Source organism: Pseudomonas abietaniphila, from assembly GCF_900100795.1.
GTDB lineage: Bacteria > Pseudomonadota > Gammaproteobacteria > Pseudomonadales > Pseudomonadaceae > Aquipseudomonas > Aquipseudomonas abietaniphila.
The window spans coordinates 592,497-617,959 of sequence record NZ_FNCO01000002.1 but is presented as its reverse complement, the minus strand read 5'-3'; the positions used below and the strand labels follow the sequence as shown (position 1 = coordinate 617,959).

Here is a 25,463-nt window from a genome sequence, read left to right as displayed (position 1 = left end):
CGCTGCCCCCTGCGCAATACCTCTGCTCGGCCTCCCAAAGTCGCAACCTGCGTCGTTCACAACCTCTCGGTACGATCGCGACGACGTCGTTCGGACTGTCGCGGGTTTGGAAGCAAAAACACATTGATGATCGTTCCCACGCTTCGCGTGGTAACGCAGTGAATGACGCTCCGCGTCAATGGAACGCGGAGCGTCTTGCCGGGCATTCCGGCGCGGAGCGTGGGGGCGATCAAAACTTGAGCACCACTCGGACCTGTGGGAGTCAGCTTGCTGACGAATGGAGTGTGTCATTCACCCTCGATGTACCCGAAACGCCTCAATCCGTTGAGGGTGACTTTCCCTACGCCCCTCAACGCTTCTTCTCAGTCTCTTTCATAAATGCCGCCAGTTCGCTGGCATAGAACCGCGCGTTCCCTGTGGTGCCGTGCCCTCGGGTGTCGGCGCTGGCCGGGATGAGCAACAGCCGCGCGTTCTTTATCTGCTTCAGTGACGTTTGCAGGGTCCCGGTTTCAGGTGGGTTGCGCTCATCGTCGGCCGCATTGATCGCCAATACCGGCGCCTGGATTTTGCTGAGGCCAGGCGCAGCGTTGAAGTCGGCGGACGATTGCCATTGGTAGATGAAGTCATTGGCATCGGCGGTCTGCGGGGCGTTGAGGCGTTCGTCCACCCGTTTGTCAGCCAATGCCCGGGTCGGTGCGCTGGCCTGGTACGCCAGCGTGCCGCCGCTGGTGGCGGTGCTGAACATGGCGTTGGCCAGGCGCAGTGAAGGGGGTTGTGCGGTGTAGTTGCCGTTGTTCCAGGCCGGGTCCTGTTTGATGGACTCCACCAGCAAGCGACGCATCATCCAGTTGCGCGAGGACATCTCTGTCGGTTGTGACGCCATGGGGACCAGCGCATCCATCATCTGTGGCCAGTTTTCACCCCACATCCAGGTCTGCATGCCGCCCATGGAGTTGCCGATCACCAGACGCAGGTGCTTGACCCCCAATCCTTCGGTGACCAGTCGGTATTGCGCTTGCACCATGTCTTCGTAGTTGTACTGCGCAAACGCCGCGCGCAGGCCGTCTGAGGGTTTGGTCGATTGCCCCATCCCGATCCCGTCGGTCGAAATGATGTAGTACTTGCTCGCGTCCAGCGGCTGGCCCGGGCCGAACAGTTCGCCGCCGAAGTCTTTGCTCAGCACATCGCTGCCCGGTCGGTAGGTGCCATGCAGGTAAAGGATGGCCGGGTTTTGCGGGTTTCCCAGGGTCACGTAGTGCAACTTGAGGTCGTTGAGTTTTTTGCCGTCATGAAAGGTGAATTCGGGGGCGACCCAGTCGCCTTCTTTCGCGGCGGGCAACGAAGCCGCTTGAACGGTGTGACTGGCAAACAGCGAGGCGCACAGCAGAGGCATGGCATGCAGGAAGGGGAATCTGATGTTCTTGTTATTCATAGACGCTCCACTTGAGGTGTTGACCGGATCAGCGCGCGCGGCACCTGGGCCCAACGCGTCGACGGTCCTCGATCATCGTTCAATGAACGAATTCTGTGAATACCTATTTCGCGCTCACAATTATTCACAGCCACCCACGCCGCAGATCGCCTGCGCCGGGGCCGATGATCTGATTTCCTGGCGATGCTGGCATTCTGGGCTAGAGTTTTTGAGGTCGGGTTTGCGCCGACACGTGTTCAACACCCGTGATTGAAAGGACCCGACAACGTATCGGGTCTTTCCACCTGATCAGGAGTTCACGATGGACCTCAACCGTCGGCAGTTCTTCAAGGTCGCCGCTGTCGGCCTTGGAGGCTCGAGCCTGGCGGCGTTGGGCATGGCCCCAACGCCTGCGTTCGCCGAGCAGATACGCCATTTCAAACTCGCCCACACCCATGAAACCCGCAACACCTGCCCGTACTGCTCGGTCGGCTGCGGATTGATCATGTACAGCCAGGGCGATGCCGCGAAAAACGTCGCGCAGAGCATCATTCACATCGAAGGCGACGCCGATCACCCGGTCAACCGCGGCACCTTGTGCCCGAAAGGCGCGGGTCTTCTGGACTTCATTCACAGCCCGGGCCGCCTCAAATACCCTCAAGTGCGCAAGCCGGGGAGCAGCGAATGGACCCGCATTTCCTGGGATGAGGCGCTGGACCGCGTGGCGGACCTGATGAAGGCCGACCGCGACGCCAACTTCATCGAAAAGAACGACAAGGGCCAGACCGTCAACCGGTGGCTGACCACGGGCTTCCTTGCAGCGTCCGCGGCGTCCAACGAAGCCGGTTACATGACGCACAAGGTCATTCGCGCAACCGGCATGCTGGGGTTCGATAACCAGGCACGTGTCTGACATGGCCCGACGGTGGCAAGTCTTGCCCCGACGTACGGCCGTGGAGCCATGACCAATACCTGGACCGATATCGCCAACGCGAATCTGATCCTGGTGATGGGCGGCAACGCAGCAGAAGCACACCCTTGCGGTTTCAAATGGGTGACCGAAGCCAAGGCGCACAACAAGGCACGCTTGATCGTGGTCGACCCGCGTTTCACGCGTACTGCGTCCGTGGCCGACTATTACGCGCCGATCCGCACGGGCAGCGACATCGCGTTCATGGGCGGGTTGATCAACTACCTGCTGACCCAAGACAAGATCCAGCACGAATACGTGCGCAATTACACCGACGTGTCCTTCATCGTCAAAGCCGGTTATGGCTTTGAAGACGGGATCTTCAGTGGATACGACGCGACCAAGCGGCTCTACACCGACAAGTCGGGTTGGGGCTACGAGCTGGGCGAGGACGGGTTTGTCAAAGTCGACCCGACCCTGCAGGACCCGCATTGCGTCTATCAGCTGATGAAGCAGCATTACAGCCGTTACACCCCGGAAATCGCCAGCCTGACCTGCGGCATGCCACAGGACCGGATGATGAAGATCTGGGAAGAGATCGCCACCTGCTCGACACCGGGCAAGACCATGACGATTCTCTACGCGCTGGGCTGGACGCAGCACTCCATCGGTTCGCAGATCATCCGCAGCGCGGCGATGGTGCAACTGCTGCTGGGGAACGTCGGCATGCCGGGCGGAGGCGTGAACGCCTTGCGCGGTCACTCGAACATTCAGGGCCTCACCGACCTTGGGCTGCTGTCCAACGCGCTGCCCGGTTACCTGACCCTGCCGTCCGATGCGGAACAGGATTACGACGCGTACATCACCAAACGCACGCAAAAGCCCCTGCGTCCGGGGCAACTGTCTTACTGGCAGAACTACAGCAAATTCCACGTCAGCCTCATGAAGTCCTGGTATGGCGCCAATGCCACGGCCGAGAACAAATGGGGTTATGACTGGCTGCCGAAGCTCGACATACCCAACTACGACATCCTGAAAATGTTCGACATGATGGGCAAGGGGCAGGTCAACGGCTATATCTGCCAAGGGTTCAATCCCATCGCGGCGTTGCCGGACAAGAACCGGGTGATGAAGGCGCTCGCCAAGCTCAAATGGCTGGTGATCATGGACCCGCTGGCGACTGAGACGTCTGAGTTCTGGCAGAAAGTCGGCCCGTACAACGACGTACAGACTGACGCCATACAGACGGAAGTCATTCGCCTGCCCACGACTTGCTTCGCGGAGGAAGACGGCTCGCTGGTGAACAGCAGCCGCTGGCTGCAGTGGCACTTCAAAGGCGCGGAGGGTCCCGGCGAAGCCACCACCGACATCCGCATCATGAGCGAATTGTTCCTGCGCCTGCGCAAGCGCTATCAGGAACAGGGCGGTGCGTATGCCGAACCGCTGTTGAAACTGAGCTGGCCGTACAAGGTGCCTGAGGAACCGTCGCCCGAAGAGATCGCCAAGGAGATCAACGGCGCCGCCACGACGGATTTCACGGATTTCTCAGGCGCGGCCATCAAGGGTGGCGCGCAGCTGACCGGATTTTCCCAGCTCAAAGACGACGGCAGCACGGCGTCTGGGTGCTGGATTTTCTGCGGCAGCTGGACCGAAGCCGGCAACCAGATGGCACGACGGGACAACAGCGACCCCTATGACATGCACCAGCATCAAGGGTGGGCATGGGCCTGGCCGAGCAACCGGCGCATCCTGTACAACCGCGCCTCCGCAGACACCCACGGCAACCCCTGGGATCCGAAGAAACGGCTGGTCTGGTGGAATGGCAAGGCCTGGACGGGCACTGACGTGCCGGACTTCGTCGTGACCTCCGCGCCGGAAGCGGGGATGAATCCGTTCATCATGAACCCCGAAGGGGTGGCGAGATTCTTCGCCGTCGACAAGATGAACGAGGGGCCATTCCCGGAACACTACGAGCCATTCGAAACCCCGATCGGCATCAACCCGCTGCACCCCAACAACAAACAGGCGACCAGCAATCCCGCCGGACGCATCTTCGATTCGGTGTGGGACTCATTGGGGGTGGCCAAGGACTTCCCGTACGCGGGCACCAGTTACCGGTTGACCGAGCATTTCCACTACTGGAGCAAGCATTGCCGGCTCAATGCGATTGCGCAGCCTGAGCAGTTTGTCGAGATCGGGGAGGCGCTGGCCAAGGAGAAAGGCATCGTAGCAGGGGATCGGGTCAGGGTGAGCAGCAAGCGCGGATTCATCGAGGCGGTTGCGGTGGTCACCAAGCGGATCCGGCCGTTGCAGGTCAACAATCAGGTGGTGCATCAGATCGGTATCCCGATCCATTGGGGGTTCACCGGCACCACCCGCAACGGATACCTGGCCAATACGTTGGTGCCGTTCCTGGGTGACGGTAACTCGCAAACCCCGGAATCCAAGTCGTTCCTGGTGAACGTGGAGAAAATCTGATGGCCATTCAAGACATCACTGCACGTTCAGCCACCACCACGGTGCCCTCGTCGATCAGGCAACTGGAAGAGGTCGCCAAACTGATCGACACCACCAAGTGCATCGGCTGCAAGGCTTGTCAGGTCGCGTGCTCGGAGTGGAACGAGCTGCGCGACGAGGTGGGCCACAACCACGGCACCTATGACAACCCGCAGGACCTGAGCGCAGAAACCTGGACCCTGATGCGCTTCACCGAGCACGAAACCGCCGACGACAACCTGGAGTGGCTGATTCGCAAGGACGGCTGCATGCACTGTGCTGATCCCGGTTGCTTGAAGGCGTGCCCAAGCCCGGGTGCAATCATCAAACACGCCAACGGCATCGTCGATTTCAACCAGGATCACTGCATCGGTTGCGGTTACTGCATCACCGGGTGCCCGTTCGACATTCCGCGGATCTCGCAGAAAGACCACAAGGCGTACAAATGCACGCTGTGCTCGGACCGCGTCTCCGTGGGGCTTGAACCGGCGTGCGTGAAGACCTGTCCGACCGGCGCCATCGTCTTTGGTACCAAGGAAGACATGAAGGTGCACGCTGCCGAGCGGGTCGTCGATCTGAAATCCCGAGGGTTTGAAAACGCCGGTCTGTATGACCCTGCCGGGGTCGGCGGCACCCACGTGATGTACGTGCTGCACCACGCCGATGATCCCAGGTTGTACGCCGGCTTGCCGAAGGATCCGGAAATCAGCCCGTTGGTGGGGCTGTGGAAAGGCGTCAGCAAACCGCTGGGGCTGCTTGCCATGGGGGTCGCGGTGCTCGCGGGCTTCTTCCATTACGTGCGCATCGGCCCGCAGCGCGAGGAAGACGAGCACGACCCTGTGAAAGACCCGAATGTGCACGAGGTCGACCCTGCCGTGCATGTCTATGACCCCCATAAAACGGGACCTGAAGGGGAGCAGCGGCCATGAGCGAAAACCGTGAACCCGGCAAGACCATCCTGCGCTACAACGCCAATGAGCGGACCAACCACTGGCTGGTGGCGATTCTGTTTTTTATGGCAGGGTTGTCCGGCCTGGCCTTGTTTCATCCGGCTATGTTCTGGCTGACCCATTTGTTCGGCGGAGGCCCGTGGACGCGCATCCTGCACCCGTTCATGGGGGTGGCGATGTTTGTGTTCTTCCTGGGATTGGTGATTCGTTTCTGGCGCGCCAACCTGTTCATCCCCAATGACCGCCTGTGGCTCAAGCGGATCGACCGGGTGATGGTCAACTCAGAGGAGGGCGTGCCGCCGATTGGCAAGTACAACCCCGGTCAGAAGCTGCTGTTCTGGACGCTGCTGCTGTGCATGCTGGCGTTGCTGTTGAGTGGTCTGGTGATCTGGCGTGCCTACTTCAGCGAGTACTTCGGCATCACGGTGATTCGTCTTGGCGCCTTGGTGCACGCGTTGGCGGGCTTCGTACTGATCACCAGCATCATCGTGCATATTTATGCCGGTATCTGGATCAAGGGGTCGGTGAGCGCCATGCTGCATGGCTGGGTCAGCCGCCGCTGGGCGAAGAAACATCATGCGTTGTGGTATCGCAAGATCGTCGATGAAGAAGGCCCGCCGGTTCAGGCGCAGCCTCGTGTAACCAAGAAAGGATGACGCGTTGAGTCAGACCCTCGAACCCGAAGAAATCCAGGCGCAGGCGGGGGCTTATTCCCTGCCGTTCCTGTACCTGCCGCCTGCCAACCTGTTTGCGCTGCGAGCCGCACGCCTGGAACTGCTCGCCGAAGGGCATCCGTTGGCCGACTATCTGCGTCTGATCGCGGCGCTGTGTCGGGTTCAACAGGATCTGCTCGATCAGCCACCCAGCGACTGGGTCCCGGACAGCGGCCGTCTTGAGGTATGCCGTCAGCACGGCCTGCCGCCGCTTGCCGCCGACAGCCTGGTTCGCGAAGCGCACTGGCAGCGCTATCTGGAAGCACTCCTCCAACGCTTCCAACCGTTAGCGCAGGATCACGTCAAGCAGGCCGTCGCCCGGTTACTCTCTGCAGACGAAGGACAGCGCAAAGCGTGGGCGATTTCACTGCTCAGTGGTCAGTACGCGGGTCTGCCAGCGGCTGTGGTGCCGTTTCTGGGCGCCGCCCTGCAAACGGCCTGGAGCCATTGGTTGTTGACGCTGTCCTTTACCGACCTCAAACCCTGCGACAGCCTGGGCCAGTGCCCGGCCTGTGGTTCACCGGCGATGGCGGGTGTCATTCGTCATCGCGGCAAGTACAACGGTCTGCGCTACCTCGTGTGTTCGCTGTGTGCCTGTGAATGGCATGTGGTACGGGTCAAGTGCGTGTATTGCGAACAGAGCAAAGGCCTGAAGTACGTCAGCCTGGACGATGACCGCGTGGCGGTGGACAAGGCGCCCCTGCGGGCCGAGGTCTGTCCGGGCTGCAACACGTACCTCAAGCAGATTTATCTGGAGTGCGATGCCGAAGCCGAGGCGTTGTCGGCGGACCTGGCGAGCCTGATGCTGGACATGCGCCTGGACCTGGAAGGCATCCAGCGGCTGGCGCCGAACCTGATGCTGGCGCCTGGGGGCGAGTGAAAAGGGCGTCTACACTCAGATTCCGCAACACGCTGCAATCTGCTTCTGGCCTGAAGGCGCCCGCTTGCTGGCGAAAGGGTCGGTTCAGTCAACAGAGAGAGGACTGAGTGGACGCCTTCGCCAGCAAGCCGGCGCCTGCGGGCTGGATGGAGGGCAGTTCCCCAGGACGCCTATTTCGGAGTACATGAATGCCCGCAAACCTTGCCTCGATCCCGCCGCGTTTACCCTCCGTCGACAGCCTGTTGCGTCATCCCGCCTGCCATCCCCTGATCGACCGCTATGGACGCGACGCGGTGCTGGCCACCGTGCGCCAGTTGCTCGATGACGTGCGTGAGTCGGCTGTAACAGGACACGCCAGTGCAGCGGAGCTCAGCAGTGAGGTATTGGCGGGCAGGGCATCGGAGCGTCTGGCGATCCAGCACCGGAGCAAGGTGCGCCGGGTGTTTAACCTGACGGGCACAGTGCTGCACACCAATCTGGGTCGGGCGCTGCTTCCCGAGGAAGCCATCGAGGCCATCCAGACCGCCGCACGTTACCCGCTGAACCTCGAGTTCGACCTCAACAGCGGCAAGCGCGGCGACCGCGATGACCTGATCGAGGGGTTGATTCGTGAACTCACCGGCGCCGAGGCCGTAACCGTCGTCAACAACAATGCGGCGGCGGTGTTGCTGGCGCTCAACAGCCTGGGCGCGCGCAAGGAAGGCATCATCTCTCGCGGCGAGCTGATCGAGATTGGCGGTGCGTTTCGCATTCCCGACATCATGGCCCGGGCGGGCGTGAAGCTGCATGAGATCGGCACCACCAACCGCACCCATGCCAAGGATTACGAGGCAGCCATCAATCCGCGCACGGGCTTGCTGATGCGCGTTCACACCAGTAACTACAGCATTCAGGGCTTCACCACGAGTGTGCCGACGCAGGCACTGGCGAGCATCGCCCATGAGCACGAGCTGCCGCTGCTGGAAGACCTGGGGAGCGGCAGCTTGCTGGACATGACACGCTGGGGGTTGCCGGCCGAACCGACGGTGCGCCAGACCTTGGCCGAAGGCGCCGACATCGTGACCTTCAGCGGCGACAAGCTGCTCGGCGGTCCACAGGCCGGCTTGATTGTCGGCAGCAAAGCGCTGATCGCAAAAATCAAAAAGAACCCGCTCAAACGCGCGTTGCGCGTGGACAAGTTGACCCTGGCGGCGCTGGAAGCCGTCCTGAGTCTGTACCGCGATCCCGACCGCCTGGCCGCGCGTTTGCCCAGCCTGCGCCTGTTGACGCGTCCGCAAGGTGAAATTCTGGCCCAGGCCGAACGCCTGCGGCCCCTCTTGGCCAGGACACTGGGCGAAGGCTGGGGCGTGGCCGTGCAGCCGAGCCTCGGCATGATCGGCAGCGGCAGCCAACCGGTGGCGCGGCTGCCCAGCGCTTCGTTGTGTTTACGACCGATCGTCTCGAAAAAGCTTCGCGGCCGTCAGCTTCACGCGCTGGAGGCCGGGCTGCGTAACCTGCCGATTCCGGTGTTGGGGCGCATCGACGATGACGCGCTCTGGCTCGATCTGCGACAACTGGACGACGAAGCGGGCTGGACGGGCCAGTTGAGCCAGTTGCGGTGGGAGGGCGAGGCGGGGTGATTGTCGGGACCGCTGGACACATCGACCACGGCAAGACGGCGTTGCTGGAAGCGCTGACCGGGCAAGCGGGCGACCGCCGACGCGAGGAACGCGAGCGCGGCATCACCATCGACCTGGGTTATCTGTACGCGCCCCTTGCTGCCGATGCGCCACTGACCGGGTTCATTGATGTGCCCGGCCACGAGCGCTTCATTCACAATATGCTCGCTGGCGCACAGGGTATCGATCTGGTGCTGCTGGTGGTCGCGGCGGACGACGGCGTGATGCCTCAAACCCGCGAGCACCTGGCAATCGTCGAATTGCTCGGAATTCCTGCGTTGCGGGTCGTGATCAGCAAGTGCGATCGGGTCGACTCGGCCCGTGTGCAGCAGGTCCGCACGCAGCTTCGTCACCTGCTGGCGTCGGGTCCGTATGCCGATGCGCCGCAGTTCGAAGTCGCAAGCCTCACGGGCGAAGGTATCGACGCCTTGCGTCAGGCCTTGCTCAATGCTCAGAACAGCGTGCTGGAACGCAGCGACCGCGGCGGCTTTCGGCTGGACATCGACCGGGCGTTCAGTGTGTCCGGTGCCGGTATTGTCGTGACCGGGACTGCGCTGGCCGGAGAAGTGACCGTTGGCGACACGTTGCGACTCGGGCAATCAGGCAAGAGCGTGCGGGTACGTGGTCTTCACGCACAGAACCAGACCGCCGCACACGCTCGCATCGGGCAACGTGTGGCGCTGAATCTGAGCGCTGAGAAGCTTTCCCTGGAACACATCCATCGCGGCGACTGGTTGCTGGCAGAGTGGCTGTTCGCGCCGACCCGGCGGATCGACATCGACCTGCAATTGCTGAACAGCGAGACGCGCGCGTTCGAGCACTTCAGCCCGGTTCACGTCCACATTGGCACTCAGGACGTCACGGCCCGCGTCGCCTTGCTTGAAGGGGGCAGTGTCGCCCCCGGCGGGCGCATGTTCGCGCAATTGCTGCTCAATGCGCCGGTGCACGCGGTTCATGGGGATCGTCTGGTGGTGCGCGACCAAAGCGCGCAACGCACCTTGGGTGGCGGCCGGGTGCTGGACCCGTTTGCACCGTCACGTCAGCGCCGCAGTGCCGAGCGACTGGCGACGCTGAACATTCTTGCCGGCGCGCCGGACCTTGAAACAGCACTGCCCGCATTGATTGCACACAGCGAAACCGGCCTTGACCCGCAGCGGCTGGAACGGCAGTTCAATCGCCTGCGCGCGACCTGGCGATTACCGCCCGACATCCAGAACATTCTCACTCGGCAAGGGCAACTGCTGTTCAGCGAGGCGCGATGGCAAGCCCTGCAAGGTGCATTACTTGAACATCTGGGAGGCTTCCATGAGCAGGAGCCTGATCAGCTCGGGCCTGATCGCGATCGGCTACGGCGTTTCGCGGCGATGCCGCTGGAGCGTCCGGCATTCATTGCCCTGATTGACGCGTTGCTTGCCGCAGGCACAATGGCCAGCAGCGGACCGTGGCTGCACCTGCCGGATCATCAGGTGAAGCTCAATGACGAAGACGAGCAGCTCTGGCAGCGCCTTTCACCGCTGATGCAGCAGGCGCGCTTCGACCCGCCGTGGGTGCGTGACCTTGCCGCGGCCACCGGACGCACCGAAGCGGACACGCGTTTGCTGCTGCGCAAGCTGGCGCGCATCGGGCAGGTGCATCAGGTGGTGCGTGATCTGTTTTATCTGGAGTCCACAATTCGGGAAATGGTGGCTATGCTGTTGCAACTGTCTGCAGCGGATCCGGTGATTCAGGCGGCAGCGTTTCGCGACAGGCTGGGCATCGGCCGCAAGCGCAGTATCCAGATTCTCGAGTATTTCGACCGCATCGGTTTCACCCGTCGTATCGGCGATCAGCGCCAGGTGCGGGGGGACAATGCTCTGGCGCAGGCGTCCAGGCCTGACGCTCAGGGGTGAAACGCTCCGAGACGGTCAGTTCGATCATGGAAGGCAATCGCGCCCGGTGGCGCGGCCGGGCTTCAAACCCGGTTGGGGACGGCAGCCGTTCCCGGGCAGGTTCGACTCCCGCTGCCTTCCGCCATTTTTCTTCTGCCTTAATAGGCGTCTGATGACGCTCGATCCTGGGGGAGCCTGGTCTGGGCGGCACTCCGACGAATGCGCCATGACAGTCTGCATGCGATCGTTCCCACCCTCTGCGTCCACTTTGACGCAGAGCGTCAACCACGCGGGTGTGGTAAGGATCAGGGGACCACAGGCGCATAAGACGCTTCCACCGGCACGGGGTTGTTAGTACCCGCTGCGGCATTTCCCGGACGAACGTCACCTCCCTGTAGTGAACCTGACACCGTTTGAACGGTCTGTTGACCACTGCGCGCGCGGTGCGCCGGGTCACGAGGCCCCGGTGTTTTGTGGATTTCCCCGCGCGTTGTTGCCTTCTCCAGCGGTTGCAGCGCCTTGCTCGTCGCTGCCGATCAGGCTTTTGTCCATTGCATGCGGCCCGACCATCCGGCCTTTCTTTTTATTTTTGTCGAAGATCACCCATGTCTCTATCTCGTCCCGTTTCTGCTTCTCTTCCATCCTCCCTGTTGCCGGGCGCCCGACGCCGTTTGCTCAGCGCCGGCTTGCTGGGAACCCTGCTGACCGTTGGTGTAGTCGCCCAAGCGCAAGCCGAAGGCAAGGATCGCTGGGTCAACGACACCTTGAGCACCTACGTCCGCAGCGGCCCGACCGATGGCTATCGCATTGTCGGCACGCTTAAATCAGGTCAGAAAGTCGAGTTGCTCACCACCCAGGGCGATTACAGCCAAGTGCGCGGCAATGCCGGTGACACGGTGTGGATCCCCTCGGCAGATCTGCAGGAAGTGCCCGGCCAGGCCGAGCGTTTGCCGCAACTGACTCAGCAAGTCGCCGACCTCAGTGCCCAGCTGAAAACCATCGACGACGACTGGAAAACCAAGGTCCAGGGCATGCAGGAGACCCTCGATTCGCGCAAGAAACTGGTGGATGAGCTGGAAGCCCGCACCAAGGACCTCAACGCCCAACTGACCGACGCCCAGTCGGAGCTGCGGTCTACCCAGGCCAAGCTCGGTGACGAGAACAATCAGGTGCTCATGCGCTACATGGTGTATGGCGGAAGCATCGCGGGGGCGGGGCTGTTGCTCGGTTTGATCCTGCCGGCGCTGACCCGGGGTCGCAAGCGCAACGACCGCTGGTTCTAACCGGTCAAGTACGGCCGGCGACAGGCGACAGCCATTGAAGCCGGACCAGGCTCAGGTTGCCAATGGGGTTCTGACACTGCGCTGATATCGGAACCAGACCAGCGCTGCCCACAGCCCCGAGGCAGCGCCAATGCCCATGGCCCAACGCGGACCAAACAGATCGGCGACCCAGCCCACGATGGGCGCGCCGACGGGCGTGCCGCCCAGGGTGGTCGCCAAAAGAATCGCCATCACCCGCCCTCGCATCAATGGATCGGTCGACAACTGCACCATGCTGTTGGCCGATGTGGTGAAGGTCTGCGCCGAAATCCCCAACACGAACAGCAGGCCGCCGAACAGCCAGAAGTTCGACATCAGGGCCGCCATTACGAAGCACCCGCCGAACAGCGCGCAGGCCCAGAACAGCAGCATCGGACCCGGGCGCGAGCGTCGCGCAGAAAGCAGGGCGCCGGTCACTGAACCCACTGCCATCAGCGACGTCAGCAGACCGTAATGGCTGGCGTCGGCGTCGAACACCGTGACGGCCATGGTCGAGATGTAGATGGGGAAGTTCAGGCCGAACGTGCCCATGAGAAACAGCATCAACAGGATGGCTTTCAGGTCAGGGCGAGCCCAGACGTAGCGGAAACCTTCGGCCAGTTGGCCGCGAACACGGGGAGGGCGTTCGCGCGCGTGCATCTGATTTTTCCGCAGTTTGCACAGCGAGACGATCATCGCGACAAACGTCAGCACGTTCAGCAGAAACACCCAGCCATTGCCCACCCAGGGAATCAATAATCCGGACACCGCCGGGCCGACCATTCGCGCCACGTTGAATGACAGCGAGTTCAAGGCCACAGCGTTGCTCAGGTAGGACTCCTCGACCAGATCGGACACAAAGGTCTGCCGCGCCGGGGCATCGATTGCAGCAACGCAGCCGGAAACCAGCGCAAAGAAGTACACGTGCCACAACTGCACATGCCCGGTGACCGTCAGCAGCCCGAGCCCCAGGGCCGAGGCGGCAAACGCCAGTTGCGTGCCGATGAGCAGTTTACGTCGGTCGAAATGATCGGCTGCGTAGCCGCTGATGGGCAGAAGCAGCAACATCGGCCCGAACTGCAAGGCCATGACAATGCCCAGCGCGGTGGCGTTCTGTTCGGTAAGCTGGGTGAGCACCAGCCAGTCCTGCGCGGTGCGCTGCATCCAGGTACCGATGTTGGAGACGATCCCGCCCAGGGACCAGACGCGGAAGTTGTAAACGGCCAGCGAACGGAAGGTTCTGGCCATCAGCAATGTGGCTCGGTCGGTCGGATTTTTTTCACCAGGGCAGGCCTTCTCAGCAAGTCGAACGACGTCCTTTGTCGGTGTGTCCGGGGTGGTCGTGATGACTCTCATGCGACCGGACGCAGGCCCTAGGTTACGCGTATACGCACGGGTCGTGCAGCACCTGACGCACATTTCATGGAACGGGCGTCCTAGTAAAACCGCGACGGTTCCGTGAAATATCCTGTCATAAGTACTGGGTTTGTTCTGCGGTACGCGCTACTTTGGTGCAGCTTCAGACGCGGTAGCGGTCAATTAACAACGCTCAAAAAAAATGTGCATCTGCAGTCGCAAGGATGCCGGGCCAACCGCGAGAGGGTGCATCCCCGTCACGGTTCGACCCGTTCAATGCTGTTCCACATTCAGAAGAATAAAGAGAGTCGACACATGAAGTATGAACCCTTGGCCAAGTCGCTGATTGCGACAGCATTTACCCTCGCTTTTTCATCCACGTACGCGGCGTCCGTTGCCCCTGTTGCTGCCGAAAACGGCATGGTGGTCACGGCGCAACACCTCGCGACCCACGTCGGTGTGGACGTTCTCAAATCCGGTGGCAATGCCGTCGATGCCGCGGTTGCCGTGGGCTATGCATTGGCGGTGGTTTACCCGGCAGCGGGCAATCTGGGCGGCGGTGGTTTCATGACCATTCAGCTCGCCGATGGCCGCAAGACTTTCCTGGATTTCCGTGAAAAAGCCCCGCAAGCCGCCACCGCCAACATGTACCTGGACAAAGACGGCAACGTCGTTCCTGACTTGAGCTCCAAAGGGCATCTCGCCGTAGGTGTGCCGGGAACCGTGTCCGGCATGGAGATGGCGTTGAGCAAATACGGGACCAGGAAGCGGGCAGAAGTGATTGCGCCTGCGATCAAACTGGCCGAGAACGGCTTTGTCCTGGGGCAGGGTGACGTTGACCTTCTGCACACCGCGACCGATGAATTCAAGGCAGACGCCAAGGACCTGGGGACGATCTTCCTGAACAAGGGCCAGCCGCTGCAGGTCGGCGACAAGCTGGTGCAGACAGACCTGGCGAAAACCCTCAAGGAAATCTCGGCGAAGGGCACCGACGGTTTCTACAAGGGCTGGGTGGCCAAAGCCATCGTCGACTCGAGCAAGGCAGGCAAGGGCATCATCGTCCAGGCGGATCTGGATAAATACAAAACCCGCGAACTGGCGCCCATCGAGTGCGATTACCGTGGCTACCACGTGGTCTCGGCACCGCCTCCCAGCTCGGGCGGTGTGGTGATCTGCGAGATCATGAACATCCTCGAAGGCTACCCGATGAAAGAGCTGGGTTACCACTCCGCTCAAGGGATGCATTATCAGATCGAGGCCATGCGCCACGCGTACGTTGACCGTAACAGCTACCTCGGCGATCCGGATTTCGTGAAGAACCCGATCAACCACCTGCTCGACCGTGACTACGCAGCGAAACTGCGTGCCGCCATCGAGCCGCATAAAGCCGGTGTGTCCCAGGACATCAAGCCGGGTGTCGCGCCCCATGAAGGCAACAACACCACTCACTACTCCATCGTCGACAAGTGGGGCAATGCGGTGTCTGTCACGTACACGCTCAACGACTGGTTTGGCGCGGGCGTGATGGCGAGCAAGACCGGTGTCATCCTCAACGACGAGATGGACGACTTCACTTCCAAGGTCGGCGTACCGAACATGTATGGCCTGATCCAAGGCGAGGCCAACGCCATCGCCCCGGGCAAGACACCACTGTCGTCGATGAGCCCGACCATCGTCACCAAGGATGGCAAGGCCGTCATGGTGGTCGGTACGCCGGGTGGCAGCCGGATCATCACCGCCACGCTGCTGACCATGTTGAACGTCATCGACTACGGCATGAACATCCAGGAAGCGGTTGACGCGCCACGTTTCCACCAGCAATGGATGCCGGAAACCACCAACCTGGAGCGCTTCGCCGTGAGTCCCGACACCCAGAAGATCCTTGAAAGCTGGGGCCATAAGTTCGCCGAGCCTCAAGACGCGAACCACCTGGCGGCGATTCTGGTCGGCGCACCCTCGTTGGGTGGCAAACCGGTCGGCAACAACCGTTTCTACGGCGCCAATGATCCACGCCGCAATACCGGGCTGTCGTTGGGTTACTGAGTCGGAGAGCCGGGCGGGGCAGCGTTGGCTGCCTCGCTCGATTGCTCTATTTACGAATTTTCGTTGCCAGATTATTCCCATGAGATGTTATGTTATAACTCTCTGTTACGAGCGCCTGGCGCTCGAATGACCCCTGCGCTCCGAGAATCCGTCTTTAGTATGAACAGTCTTCTTCCCGACGTTGCTTGCTCCGAAGTATCCCAAGCGTTGCTGCCACTCGATTGGGTCGGCATGCAGGGCATCGACATTCCCCTGATGCTTGACGAGCCTGGCGTTGATGTCGCTGTGCACGCGCGCGCCGATCTGCAGGTGAACCTGCCCGTGCCGCAGATCAAGGGCATCCACATGTCCCGGCTGTACACGTTGCTGGACCGTTTCGCGGAGCATCACGCGGTCAGCCCGGCGAGCCTGGCCGCTCTGCTGGAGCTGATGGTCGCCAGCCATGGCGATTGTCATTCGTCGCAGGCGAGGCTACGCCTGTCGTTTGAATTACTGAGCAAGCGACCGGCGCTGGTGACAGCGGGTCTGAGCGGCTGGAAGTCATACCCTGTGGTCATCGATGCGCAATGGCAGCAAGGCCATCTGATGCTGGAGGTCTGCGCAGACGTCACGTACTCGTCAACCTGCCCGTGCTCTGCCGCCTTGTCTCGCCAACTGCTGGAACAGGCCTTCAGGGCGCAGTTCGCAGCGGGTGTGGTCGACAGCGTTGAGGTGGCTGAGTGGTTACGTCAACACGGCTCTCATGCGACGCCTCACAGTCAGCGCAGCGTCGCAAGTGTTCGTGTGCGGATCGAACAGGAAGCCGAGCAAATGGGGCTGCTCAGTCTCATCGACGCAGTGGAGGCCGCCTTGGGCACGCCTGTCCAGACCGCTGTGAAACGCGCCGACGAGCAAGCCTTTGCCCGGTTGAACGGGCAAAACCTGATGTACGTCGAAGACGCCGCGCGCAAGATCCAGCAATCGCTTTCGTTGCGTTTCCCGGTCAGCAGTGTTTCGGTCAGGCACTTGGAAAGCCTGCACCCGCATGACGCGGTGGCGTCGGTCTCCAACGACTTGGCAGTGCCGTTGCGGACGGTGGGCGGAGGGCGTTGGGCATGAGTGAGATGTTCACTGGACTGAATCGCGACGCACGAGGCGCAGCGCCCGCCATCGACACCGCGTGTTCGCCCGGCGCGCTCCAGCGCCCGGCACGTTTGCAATCGATCGATGCATTGCGCGGCCTTATCATCCTGTTCATGTTGCTGGACCACGTGCGCGAAACGTTTTTCCTGCATCGTCAGGTGTCGGACCCCATGGATGTCACCAGCACGGGGCTGGATCTGTTTCTGAGCCGCACCCTGGCGCATTTTTGTGCACCCTTGTTTGTGTTCCTCACCGGTCTCTCCGCGTATCTATACGGCGAGCGGCACGCGGGCAAAGGTCAGGTCGCCGGTTTTCTGTTCAAGCGCGGATTAGTGTTGATTGCACTGGAGCTGACGCTGGTCAATTTTGCCTGGACCTTTCAGTTCCCGCCGGCGGTGATCTATCTGCAGGTCATCTGGGCCATCGGCCTGAGCATGCTGGCGCTCGCAGTGCTGGTGGCCTTGCCCCGAGGATGGCTGGCAGCCGTCGGACTGGTCATCATTGCCGGGCACAACCTGCTGGACGATGTGCATTTCGCGGCGGGTTCACGCCTGCACATTCCGTGGGCGATTCTGCACGACCGGGGCTGGGTCGAGGTGCTCGACAGTCTGCGCCTGCGCACGTCCTACCCGGTGTTGCCGTGGATTGGCGTCATTGCTGTGGGGTACGCGGCCGGCCCCTGGTTCGCCAGCGGCAGTGACCCGGACAAGCGTGAGTTGAATCTGATGGCGTGGGGATTTGGCATCCTTGCGCTGTTTCTGGCGTTACGCAGCCTCAACGGCTATGGCGAACACAGCTGGGTGATCGGCGAAACCACAACGCAGACCGTGATGAGCATCTTCAACATCACCAAATACCCGCCGTCTCTGTTGTTCATCAGCCTGACGCTGGGCGTGGGGCTGCTGCTGCTCGCGTGGATGGAGCGCAGCAACGGCCAGCGATGGTTGAAGCCGCTGGCGATTTTCGGTGCGGCACCGATGTTTTTCTACCTGTTGCACTTGTATGTACTCAAGTGCCTGTACGTCATTGCACTGGCCATCTGGGGCGCGTCGCATGGCAATTACTATGGCTTCGATTCAATGGCTGCGGTCTGGGCCTGTGCCGTGGTGCTGAGTGTGCTGTTGTTTCCCGCCGTGCGCTGGTTCGCCGAGCTTAAGGCCCGGCGCCGGGATATCCACTGGTTGAAATACTTCTGATGCGGGTGCACGCGGCCCTGCAGCGTGTGCTGATGATCGACGCAAAGCATCACGCCGTCAGGCCGGTGAGTCTGGTGCTTTTTGGCCGGTCACTTCGGCTGGAACGTTTCGCGATACGCATACAATCCCACCGCCCCCCCGGTCATGACGAACAGCACGTTGTCGCCAGGCTGATAACGGCCTGCCCGCAAGTCGCTGATCAGTCCGGCAAAGGCTTTGCCAGAGTACACCGGGTCCAATAACAGGCCTTCGCTGCGTGCCATCAGGCGAACCGCGTCGAGCATGTCCTGGGTTGGAAGGCCATAACCGCTGCCCAGCTGACTGCCGTCGATATTAGGTGCCTCGGTCGGTGTTGCCTCTGGCGTACCCAATAACTGAGCGGTCGCCTGCATCAACTGCCGCGTCTTGTCGATTGCGGCCGCCTGTTCGACCAATACGGCAAAGGATTTCACCAGGCCGGGCTCGCGCTGCAGGGCGGCAAAACCTGTGGCCAGGCCCGCGTGGGTGCCGGCGCTGCCATTGGGCACGATCACATGTTTGAAGCGAATGCCCAGTTGCTGCTCCTGATGCGCAATTTCTGCGGCACAGCGGGCGTACCCCAGCGCACCGAGTGGCGTCGAGCCGCCTGTGGGAATAACCAGTGCATTGCGCCCGGCCTGGCGCAATTGCCCGGCGCGGGCATGGGCAATCGCCAGACTGTCGGTGCCGCCCGGATGGGTCTCCAGTCTGGCGCCAAAAAGATGGTCGAGCAGGACGTTGCCGTTGTGGTCGTAATCGGTATCGGATTTTGGCACCGCACGGGTCAGGACCAACTCGCAGTTCAGGCCCAGACGTGCGCAGACTGCCGCCGTCAGGCGCGCGTGGTTGGACTGCACGCCACCAACGGTAATCACCGTATCAATGCAATCTTGCTGAGCGCTGCCCAGCAGAAACTCGAGCTTGCGCAACTTGTTGCCGCCACCACCGACGGGCATGTGATCGTCACGTTTGAGGTATATGCCGACGCCTTTGGCGTACTTTTTAAGCGCTGTTTCAAGTCGTTCGGCCCGCTGGATACGCGTCGGTTCATCCAGCAGCGCGACTCGGGGGAATGCAGCCAGGGCCTGCTCCAGTGATGTTTGCATCGACGTTCCTCAAGTGAAGTGCCAAAACCTGACTGTATTGCTTGCGTCAAACGTGATAAATGCAGGCTTCATTCGTGGATTTCTAACCCAGGGTTTGTAATGGACAGGCTTCGCAGTCTTGAGGTGTACGTTGCCGTGATCGACGGCGGGAGTTTTACTGCGGCCGCCACAACGCTGGAAATCTCGGCGGTGATGGTCGGTAAATACATCAAGGCGCTCGAGCAGAGCCTCGGGGCGCCGTTGATTCAGCGGACCACGCGGCACATGCAAATGACAGAGTCAGGGCGAGCTTTTTATGCCGAGGCGCGTCAGGTGCTCGAGCAGTGGCGACAGGCGTGTGAAAGCGTGGAAGGACTACAATCGACACCCCATGGACTGCTTCGCATCACCGCGCCGATGACGCTGGGTTCCTGCATGGTTGCACCGCTGGTGGCTGCCTTTCTGGTGGCTTACCCGCAGATTCGGGTGGAGCTGATCCTCAACAACAGTTCCGTGGATTTGTTGCAGGACGGCTTCGACGCTGCGTTTCGTATCGCTCATCTGGAAGAAATGGATTTGGTCGCCAAACCGCTGCAGGCCTATGAAATGCTCATCTGCGCGTCGCTTGAATATTTGCAGCTTAATGGCACGCCGGAAAAACCGGCCGATTTGGCGCACCACCGTTTATTGGTGCATTCGAGCTGGACGCAGCGCTTCAACTGGGCGCTCAAGGAGGGAAATACAGAGATTCCCTGGCCAGAGCACTGGGTGATGAAAAGCAACGACGGCCCTGCATTGCGTCTGGCCGCGCTGGCCGGGGCGGGGATCTTGATGCAGCCGCGCTTCCTGGTCGCTGATGACCTGGCCAGTGGCGCACTGGTGTCCGTTCTCGGAGATTATCTGCCGTCCCCAAAACCGGTCCACCTGATCTATGCACCGCAACGCGCGCGGCTGCCGAAATTGCGGGCTTTCATCGACTTCGCGACCCAGCGGCTGGGTGTCTGATCAACCCCGTCGTTGAAGGCTGCGCTCCATACGGGCCAGTGCCTCTTCCAGCATCGAGCGTGGGCACCCGAAGTTCAGCCGTACGAACTGGCCGCAGTCGTCACCGAACTCATGGCCTGCGCTTAGCGCCACTTTGGCTTCATTGAGGAAGAACTGCTGAGGGTTTTCGATATCCAGTCCCGAGCAATCCAGCCAGGCCAGGTAGGTGCTCTGCGGCAGGTTCATCGAAATCCCTGGAAATCGGGTTTTGATTGCATTCGCCAGATAGTCGCGGTTGTCCTGAAGGTAGGCAATGACCCGCGTCAGCCATGGCGCGCCTTTGCTGTACGCCGCTTGGGTGGCGTCCAGGCCAAGCGCGTTGACGCTGTCGACCAGGCCCAGGCGTCCGGCGTTGAAGCGCAGCCGCAGATCGGGGTTTTGTATCACGGCGAACGCGGTTTTCATGCCGGCAATGTTCCAGGCCTTGCTGGCGGACATCAGTGTCACCGTGCGGTCGGCGATGGCCGGACTCAGGGACGCGATCGGCGTGTGTTGACGGCCATCGAAGAGGATGTCGGCGTGAATCTCGTCGGACACGATCAGCACATCGTTCTGCACGCAGGCATCGCCAATGGCGCGCAACTCTTGCGCGTCGAAGACCTTGCCCAATGGATTGTGCGGATTGCTCAGCAGCAGGGCGCGAACCTTGGGCAGGACGCCCTGTAAGGCGGCGATGTCGGTCGGGTATTGGCCATCGGCGTCGGCATGGAAGGGCAGGTCGATGCGTGACAGGTTCCAGTGACCCGGGGCATCCAGCAGTGGCGCGTAGTTGGGTGTCTGCACCAGCACGCCGCTGCCTTCGGGCACCAAGGCATTCAACGCCATGTTCACGCCCGGTTCTACACCGGGCAGGAACACCAGTTCCTCAGGCTTGACCTGCCAAGCGTAGTGCTGAGCCAGATGCGCCACCAACGTTTGGCGTAATGTGTCCTGCGCCACCGAATAGCCCAGCAGCGGATGTTGCAGGCGCGCGGTCAGCGCCTGAACGATCGGCTCAGCGACCGGAAAGTCCATGTCGGCCACCCACATCGGCAATACGTCTTCGGGGTACTGGCTCCACTTCTTGCTGCCGGTGTGCAAGCGTTGGTGAACGCTGTTCAGGTCCATGGTCATGCTCGTCTCGAAAAAGCGAGGGGCGATTGTGCCAGAGACCGGGTGAGCCATGAACAGCCAGCGCGCGGTGCTTGGGGTGCGAGGTTAGACATGACTGCCAAGCGGACCATTCTTCTGACAAAAAGTAACCTCAGGAGGTTACATTCTCGAAAGTAACCTTTTAAGGTTACATCTTGCGTATTTGCCCTATAGTGAACATCACCCCTGCACTGGATTCAGGACGTACCCATGACCCTCAAGGCTGTCTTGACCGGCGACCTCATGCACTCACAGACCGTGTCCGATACCCAGGCGTATCTGGACGGGCTGCAGCGTGTGCTGACGGCGCTCGGCGCTCGTTACGGATTGAACACTGACACTTACCGGGGCGATGGCTTTCAAGTCGTGCCCGCACAAGCGATCCACGGATTCGAGTGCGCGCTGGCGATACGCGCGGGCCTGATTGCCGCCAGCCCGGAAGGGGAACGCTGGGACGCGCGTATCGCTATAGGTTTCGGCCCGTCGGCCTCCGGCAAGCATTATGGTGAGGCGTTCGTCTTGTCTGGGCAGGGGTTGGACGGAATGAAAAAGCTCACCCTGGCGGTCTTCAGCCATGACGCCTCCCTGCTTCGGGCGGCTGAACTGGTCACCGAATTCGTCGCCGCCACGGTGGACAAATGGACGGTGGTCGAGGCTCAGGCCTATTACGCGCACCTGCTGGGCACGGGTGATCAACAAACCATCGCCGAGAACCTGGGCAAGTCACGGGTCGCGATCAACAAGGCGCTGCAGCGTGGTCAGGCCAAGTTGCTTGATCGCTATCTGGCGTGTACGCGGGACTGGATCAATGAGTTGCAGGCCAAGGAGTCGCCCGATGCGTGATACCTCGTTGGTGCTGCTGGTGTTGATCCTGCTCAACATGCTCCTGGACTATGGCTATGCCCAATGGCAAGAGCGCAAGCCAGGCCCTGGGCGGGTGCGTGGCGTGTTAGTGGCTTTCGCTCAAGGGACCATGATGGGCGTCGTGCTGTACGCCTTTGACCGACAGGCCCTTGTTGCTGCTGTGGCGGGCATAACCTTTGCGCTCGGCTGGGGAGTGGTTCGCTGGCTGGTCGGCAAGTGGCAATCGGGATTTGCGTTCGTCTTGCGGTTTGCCCTGCAAGTGGTCGCCCTCACGGCGGTCTGGCTCAGTGCCGAAGGCTATTGGGGGTGGGCCGGTGAGTTGACCAAAGACGTGTTCAGCACACACAACCTGCTGATCGTTCTCGGTTATGCGCTGGTCTTACGCCCGGCGTCCGCGTTGATTGGCGCCGTGCTGACGCCGTGGCTTGCCAGTGTCAACAGCGAAGGGTCGCTGAAAAGGGCTGGCACGCTGATTGGCTATCTGGAGCGAGTATTGATTCTGACCTTCGTCCTGTTGCAGCAATGGGAAGGCATCGGCTTTCTGCTGACCGCCAAAAGCATACTGCGCTTCAACGACATCAAAAGCGCCGAGCAGCGCTCACTCAGCGAATACGTCTTGCTCGGGACATTGGTGAGCTTCACCGTCAGCATCGCGATTGGGCTGGCCGTGCTGAAACTGTCAGGAAAGTAACCTCTGAAGGTTACTTTCCTCAATGTAACCTTCAGAGGTTACTGACGTGATGGCTACCAGAATGTTGCTGACGGAGCGCTCAACCGGCCGGCAATGACCGCAATGGCTTTCTCTACGTCCGCTGCCTGGGTGTAGCGTCCCAGGCTCAAGCGCAAGCTGCTGCCGGCCCGGGCTTGGCTCAGCCCCATGGCGAGCAACACGTGGGAAGCGCCGCTGCTGGCCGAGTTGCAGGCCGATGTCGATGACACCGCTAACTCGCTGGACAGGCTCATGGCGGTAAAGCCCGGGCTGTCGACGCAGATATTCAAAGTGTGTGGGACGCGCTGTTGCGGATCGCCATTGAGGCTGACGCCCGGCAGGGCCAGCAATCCATCGCGTAACTGGGCCGACAGTGTGCTGATCCGTTGCAGTTCTTCGGCCATCTCGGCGCTGGCGAGGGCAAAGGCAGCGCCCATGCCGACGATCTGGTGAGTTGCCAGGGTGCCCGAGCGGAAGCCTTGCTCATGACCACCCCCGTGCATTTGCGCTTCCAGCAACGGACGCGCTCGCTCACCGACATACAGCGCACCGATGCCTTTGGGGCCATACGTCTTATGCGCGGAAAATGACATCAGGTCGACAGGCAAAGCATTCAGAACAATGGCGAGTTTGCCAGCGCCTTGCGCAGCATCGACATGGAAGAGGGCACCTTGATCGCGGACAAGCTGGCCGATGGTCGCGATGTCCGTGACAGTGCCCAACTCGTTATTGACCAGCATCAGGGAGACCAGCAGTGTGTCTTCGCGCAGCGCCTGGCGCACAGCCTCCGGCTGGATCAAGCCTTGACTGTCGGGTTCAAGCCAGGTCACGGGGTAACCGGCCTGTTCGAGTTGGCGCACGGTGTCGACCACGGCCTTGTGTTCGATGCGGCTGGTGATCAGATGCCGACGTGGACCCTTGGCACCGAAGGCGATGCCTTTGATGGCCAGGTTGTTGGACTCGGTTGCGCCTGAGGTCCAGATCAGCGAATCGGCATCAGTGCCGACCAGTTCGCCGACCTGACGCCGCGCAAGTTCTACCGCCTGGCGGGCCTGATTGCCGTAGGCATGGGAGTTGGAAGCCGGATTGCCAAAAGTGCCCTCACGGCCCAGACACGCCACCATTGCCTGGATGACGCGGTCATCGACAGGAGTAGTGGCTGCGTAATCGAAGTAACAAGGAAGTGTGCTCATGGGGAGAAATCCGCGCTGTCCGTAATGCTGAAAATACTACTAGCGTCGAACTGAAAAAAAATTGATTACTGAACGCTGTTTCAGCGATGGGTTAGATTATTTTCCTCTTTAAACCGTCAAGCAGCGAATATGATTTCGTTCTAGGGAGAGTTCGGGTCTATCCTTATCGCTCGAAGCCCTAAAAACCCTCTGAAACGGCAAACGCACACCATGGACAAGTTTGATCAAGCAATCTTGAGCATCCTGCAAAGCGACTGCACCCGACCGATCGCCGACATGGCCGAGAGCATCGGTTTGGGCAGCACGGCCTGCTGGCGGCGCGTCCAGAAACTGGAAGAGCAGGGCATGATTCGTGGCCGGGTGGCGCTGCTAGACCCGGCACAGCTCAATGTTGCGGTGACGGTGTTCGCGGCTATGCGCACCAATCAACACAACGCCGAGTGGCTTGGCGGCTTCCACGATTTGATCGCGACCCTTCCTGAAGTCGTCGAGTGCTATCGAATGGCAGGCGACACGGATTACATGCTGCGCATCGTCGTACCCGACATTGCAGGCTACGACGCCGTCTACAAGAAGCTGATTCAGTTGTCGGGCATCACCGACATCAGCTCCAGCTTTGCGATGGAACAGATCAAATCGACGACGCAGTTGCCCCTGAGCTATACGCGGTCCTGAACCCCCGCAGGAACACCGCAAAACCTGTAGCAGACGTCCGAGGTTACGAGGCCAGCGAACGCGGTGGGTCAGCCGCCGGTGATGCCGATGCACGGCGCAGATGACTGGAACACCGCAATACCTGTAGGAGACGTCCGAGGTTACGAGGGCAGCGAACGCGGTGGGTCAGCCACCGGTGATGCCGATGCCCGGCGCAGATGACTGGAACACCGCAAAACCTGTAGGAGACGTCCGAGGTTACGAGGGCAGCGAACGCGGTGGGTCAGCCGCTGATGATGCCGATGCCCGGCGCAGATGACTGGAACACCGCAATACCTGTAGGAGACGTCCGAGGTTACGAGGGCAGCGAACGCGGTGGGTCAGCCACCGGTGATGCCGATGCCCGGCGCAGATGACTGGAACACCGCAAAATCTGTAGGAGACGTCCGAGGTTACGAGGGCAGCGAACGCGGTGGGTCAGCCACCGGTGATGCCGATGCCCGGCGCAGATGACTGGAACACCGCAAAACCTGTGGGAGACGTCCGAGGTTACGAGGGCAGCGAACGCGGTGGGTCAGCCGCTGATGATGCCGATGCCCGGCGCAGATGACTGGAACACCGCAAAACCTGTAGGAGACGTCCGAGGTTACGAGGGCAGCGAACGCGGTGGGTCAGCCACCGGTGATGCCGATGCCCGGCGCAGATGACTGGAACACCGCAAAATCTGTAGGAGACGTCCGAGGTTACGAGGGCAGCGAACGCGGTGGGTCAGCCGCCGGTGATGCCGATGCCCGGCGCAAGTGACTGGAACACCGCAAAACCTGTAGGAGACGTCCGAGGTTACGAGGGCAGCGAACGCGG

At 61.1% G+C, this 25,463-nt stretch carries 20 protein-coding genes and 1 tRNA gene; 15 read left to right on the top strand and 6 right to left on the bottom strand.

The genetic code is table 11. The features are described from left to right. Positions 1–349 precede the first annotated feature (349 nt). On the bottom strand, positions 350–1,393 hold the full coding sequence (locus tag BLS87_RS06280; RefSeq protein WP_074751405.1) for an alpha/beta fold hydrolase: 1,044 nt from the start codon (positions 1,391–1,393) through the stop codon (positions 350–352). Between the two features lie 340 nt (positions 1,394–1,733). Between BLS87_RS06280 and fdnG the strand changes: the two genes are divergently transcribed. The 7 genes from fdnG (at position 1,734) to BLS87_RS06240 (ending at position 11,031) form a co-directional block, all read left to right on the top strand. Further along, on the top strand, positions 1,734–4,799 hold the full coding sequence (fdnG, locus tag BLS87_RS06270; protein WP_143024310.1) for a formate dehydrogenase-N subunit alpha: 3,066 nt from the start codon (positions 1,734–1,736) through the stop codon (positions 4,797–4,799). Beyond that, positions 4,799–5,746, top strand: a complete 948-nt coding sequence (fdxH, locus tag BLS87_RS06265; RefSeq protein WP_074751124.1) for a formate dehydrogenase subunit beta — start codon at positions 4,799–4,801, stop codon at positions 5,744–5,746. The genes fdnG and fdxH overlap by 1 nt, the downstream gene beginning before the upstream one ends. After that, positions 5,743–6,423 (top strand): formate dehydrogenase subunit gamma, encoded by a 681-nt coding sequence (locus tag BLS87_RS06260; RefSeq protein ID WP_074751122.1) that lies wholly within the window; start codon positions 5,743–5,745, stop codon positions 6,421–6,423. Before fdxH ends, BLS87_RS06260 begins: the two co-directional genes overlap by 4 nt. A 4-nt stretch (positions 6,424–6,427) precedes the next feature. Continuing rightward, positions 6,428–7,360: a formate dehydrogenase accessory protein FdhE gene (gene fdhE, locus BLS87_RS06255; protein ID WP_074751120.1), complete on the top strand. Its 933-nt coding sequence runs from the start codon at positions 6,428–6,430 to the stop codon at positions 7,358–7,360. 188 nt (positions 7,361–7,548) lie between these two features. Continuing rightward, positions 7,549–8,979, top strand: coding sequence for an L-seryl-tRNA(Sec) selenium transferase (gene selA, locus BLS87_RS06250; RefSeq protein ID WP_074751118.1), 1,431 nt, complete (start codon positions 7,549–7,551; stop codon positions 8,977–8,979). Further along, entirely contained in the window at positions 8,976–10,907 is a 1,932-nt protein-coding gene (selB, locus tag BLS87_RS06245) for a selenocysteine-specific translation elongation factor (protein ID WP_074751116.1), read from the top strand. Before selA ends, selB begins: the two co-directional genes overlap by 4 nt. Before the next feature lie 28 nt (positions 10,908–10,935). After that, positions 10,936–11,031 (top strand) — tRNA-Sec (locus tag BLS87_RS06240). Positions 11,032–11,339: 308 nt separating this feature from the next. Here the strand turns inward: BLS87_RS06240 and BLS87_RS34120 are convergent. Next, positions 11,340–11,489, bottom strand: coding sequence for a hypothetical protein (locus tag BLS87_RS34120; protein WP_167362033.1), 150 nt, complete (start codon positions 11,487–11,489; stop codon positions 11,340–11,342). Between the two features lie 2 nt (positions 11,490–11,491). Here BLS87_RS34120 and BLS87_RS06235 point away from each other — a divergent pair, with 2 nt between their 5' ends. Then, positions 11,492–12,169, top strand: coding sequence for a TIGR04211 family SH3 domain-containing protein (locus BLS87_RS06235; RefSeq protein ID WP_074751114.1), 678 nt, complete (start codon positions 11,492–11,494; stop codon positions 12,167–12,169). 51 nt (positions 12,170–12,220) lie between these two features. Here the strand turns inward: BLS87_RS06235 and BLS87_RS06230 are convergent, their stop codons facing one another. Then, positions 12,221–13,435 (bottom strand): MFS transporter, encoded by a 1,215-nt coding sequence (locus BLS87_RS06230; RefSeq protein ID WP_074751112.1) that lies wholly within the window; start codon positions 13,433–13,435, stop codon positions 12,221–12,223. A 423-nt stretch (positions 13,436–13,858) separates the two neighbouring features. Here BLS87_RS06230 and ggt point away from each other — a divergent pair, with 423 nt between their 5' ends. The 3 genes from ggt (at position 13,859) to BLS87_RS06215 (ending at position 17,904) form a co-directional block, all read left to right on the top strand. Then, complete coding sequence (gene ggt / locus BLS87_RS06225) at positions 13,859–15,586, top strand: gamma-glutamyltransferase (protein ID WP_074751110.1); 1,728 nt, start codon at positions 13,859–13,861, stop codon at positions 15,584–15,586. A gap of 159 nt (positions 15,587–15,745) precedes the next feature. Continuing rightward, positions 15,746–16,684 (top strand): GTP cyclohydrolase FolE2, encoded by a 939-nt coding sequence (gene folE2, locus BLS87_RS06220; protein ID WP_074751107.1) that lies wholly within the window; start codon positions 15,746–15,748, stop codon positions 16,682–16,684. A gap of 137 nt (positions 16,685–16,821) precedes the next feature. Then, entirely contained in the window at positions 16,822–17,904 is a 1,083-nt protein-coding gene (locus BLS87_RS06215; protein WP_244165810.1) for an acetyltransferase domain-containing protein, read from the top strand. A gap of 89 nt (positions 17,905–17,993) precedes the next feature. Here the strand turns inward: BLS87_RS06215 and BLS87_RS06210 are convergent, their stop codons facing one another. Further along, positions 17,994–19,028, bottom strand: a complete 1,035-nt coding sequence (locus tag BLS87_RS06210; protein WP_074751105.1) for a D-cysteine desulfhydrase family protein — start codon at positions 19,026–19,028, stop codon at positions 17,994–17,996. A gap of 99 nt (positions 19,029–19,127) precedes the next feature. On the opposite strand from BLS87_RS06210, the gene BLS87_RS06205 reads away from it, so the two are divergent. Beyond that, the gene (locus tag BLS87_RS06205; RefSeq protein WP_074751103.1) at positions 19,128–20,012 is read left to right on the top strand and encodes a LysR substrate-binding domain-containing protein; all 885 of its coding nucleotides are present in this window, start codon (positions 19,128–19,130) and stop codon (positions 20,010–20,012) included. Here BLS87_RS06205 and BLS87_RS06200 read toward each other — a convergent pair whose 3' ends face one another. Continuing rightward, positions 20,013–21,164 carry a MalY/PatB family protein gene (locus tag BLS87_RS06200; protein ID WP_074751101.1) on the bottom strand — a complete coding sequence of 384 codons (1,152 nt, stop codon included), beginning with the start codon at positions 21,162–21,164 and terminating at the stop codon, positions 20,013–20,015. 228 nt (positions 21,165–21,392) lie between these two features. On the opposite strand from BLS87_RS06200, the gene BLS87_RS06195 reads away from it, so the two are divergent. Beyond that, a complete protein-coding gene (locus BLS87_RS06195) occupies positions 21,393–22,025 on the top strand; it encodes a hypothetical protein (protein ID WP_074751100.1) in 633 nt (210 codons plus the stop codon). Beyond that, the gene (locus BLS87_RS06190; RefSeq protein ID WP_074751099.1) at positions 22,018–22,737 is read left to right on the top strand and encodes a hypothetical protein; all 720 of its coding nucleotides are present in this window, start codon (positions 22,018–22,020) and stop codon (positions 22,735–22,737) included. Before BLS87_RS06195 ends, BLS87_RS06190 begins: the two co-directional genes overlap by 8 nt. A 53-nt stretch (positions 22,738–22,790) precedes the next feature. On the opposite strand, the gene BLS87_RS06185 is transcribed toward BLS87_RS06190, so the two are convergent. Further along, positions 22,791–23,948, bottom strand: coding sequence for an aminotransferase class V-fold PLP-dependent enzyme (locus tag BLS87_RS06185; RefSeq protein ID WP_074751097.1), 1,158 nt, complete (start codon positions 23,946–23,948; stop codon positions 22,791–22,793). A gap of 210 nt (positions 23,949–24,158) precedes the next feature. Between BLS87_RS06185 and BLS87_RS06180 the strand changes: the two genes are divergently transcribed. Beyond that, the gene (locus tag BLS87_RS06180; RefSeq protein ID WP_074751096.1) at positions 24,159–24,623 is read left to right on the top strand and encodes an Lrp/AsnC family transcriptional regulator; all 465 of its coding nucleotides are present in this window, start codon (positions 24,159–24,161) and stop codon (positions 24,621–24,623) included. The last annotated feature ends 840 nt before the right edge of the window (positions 24,624–25,463 follow it).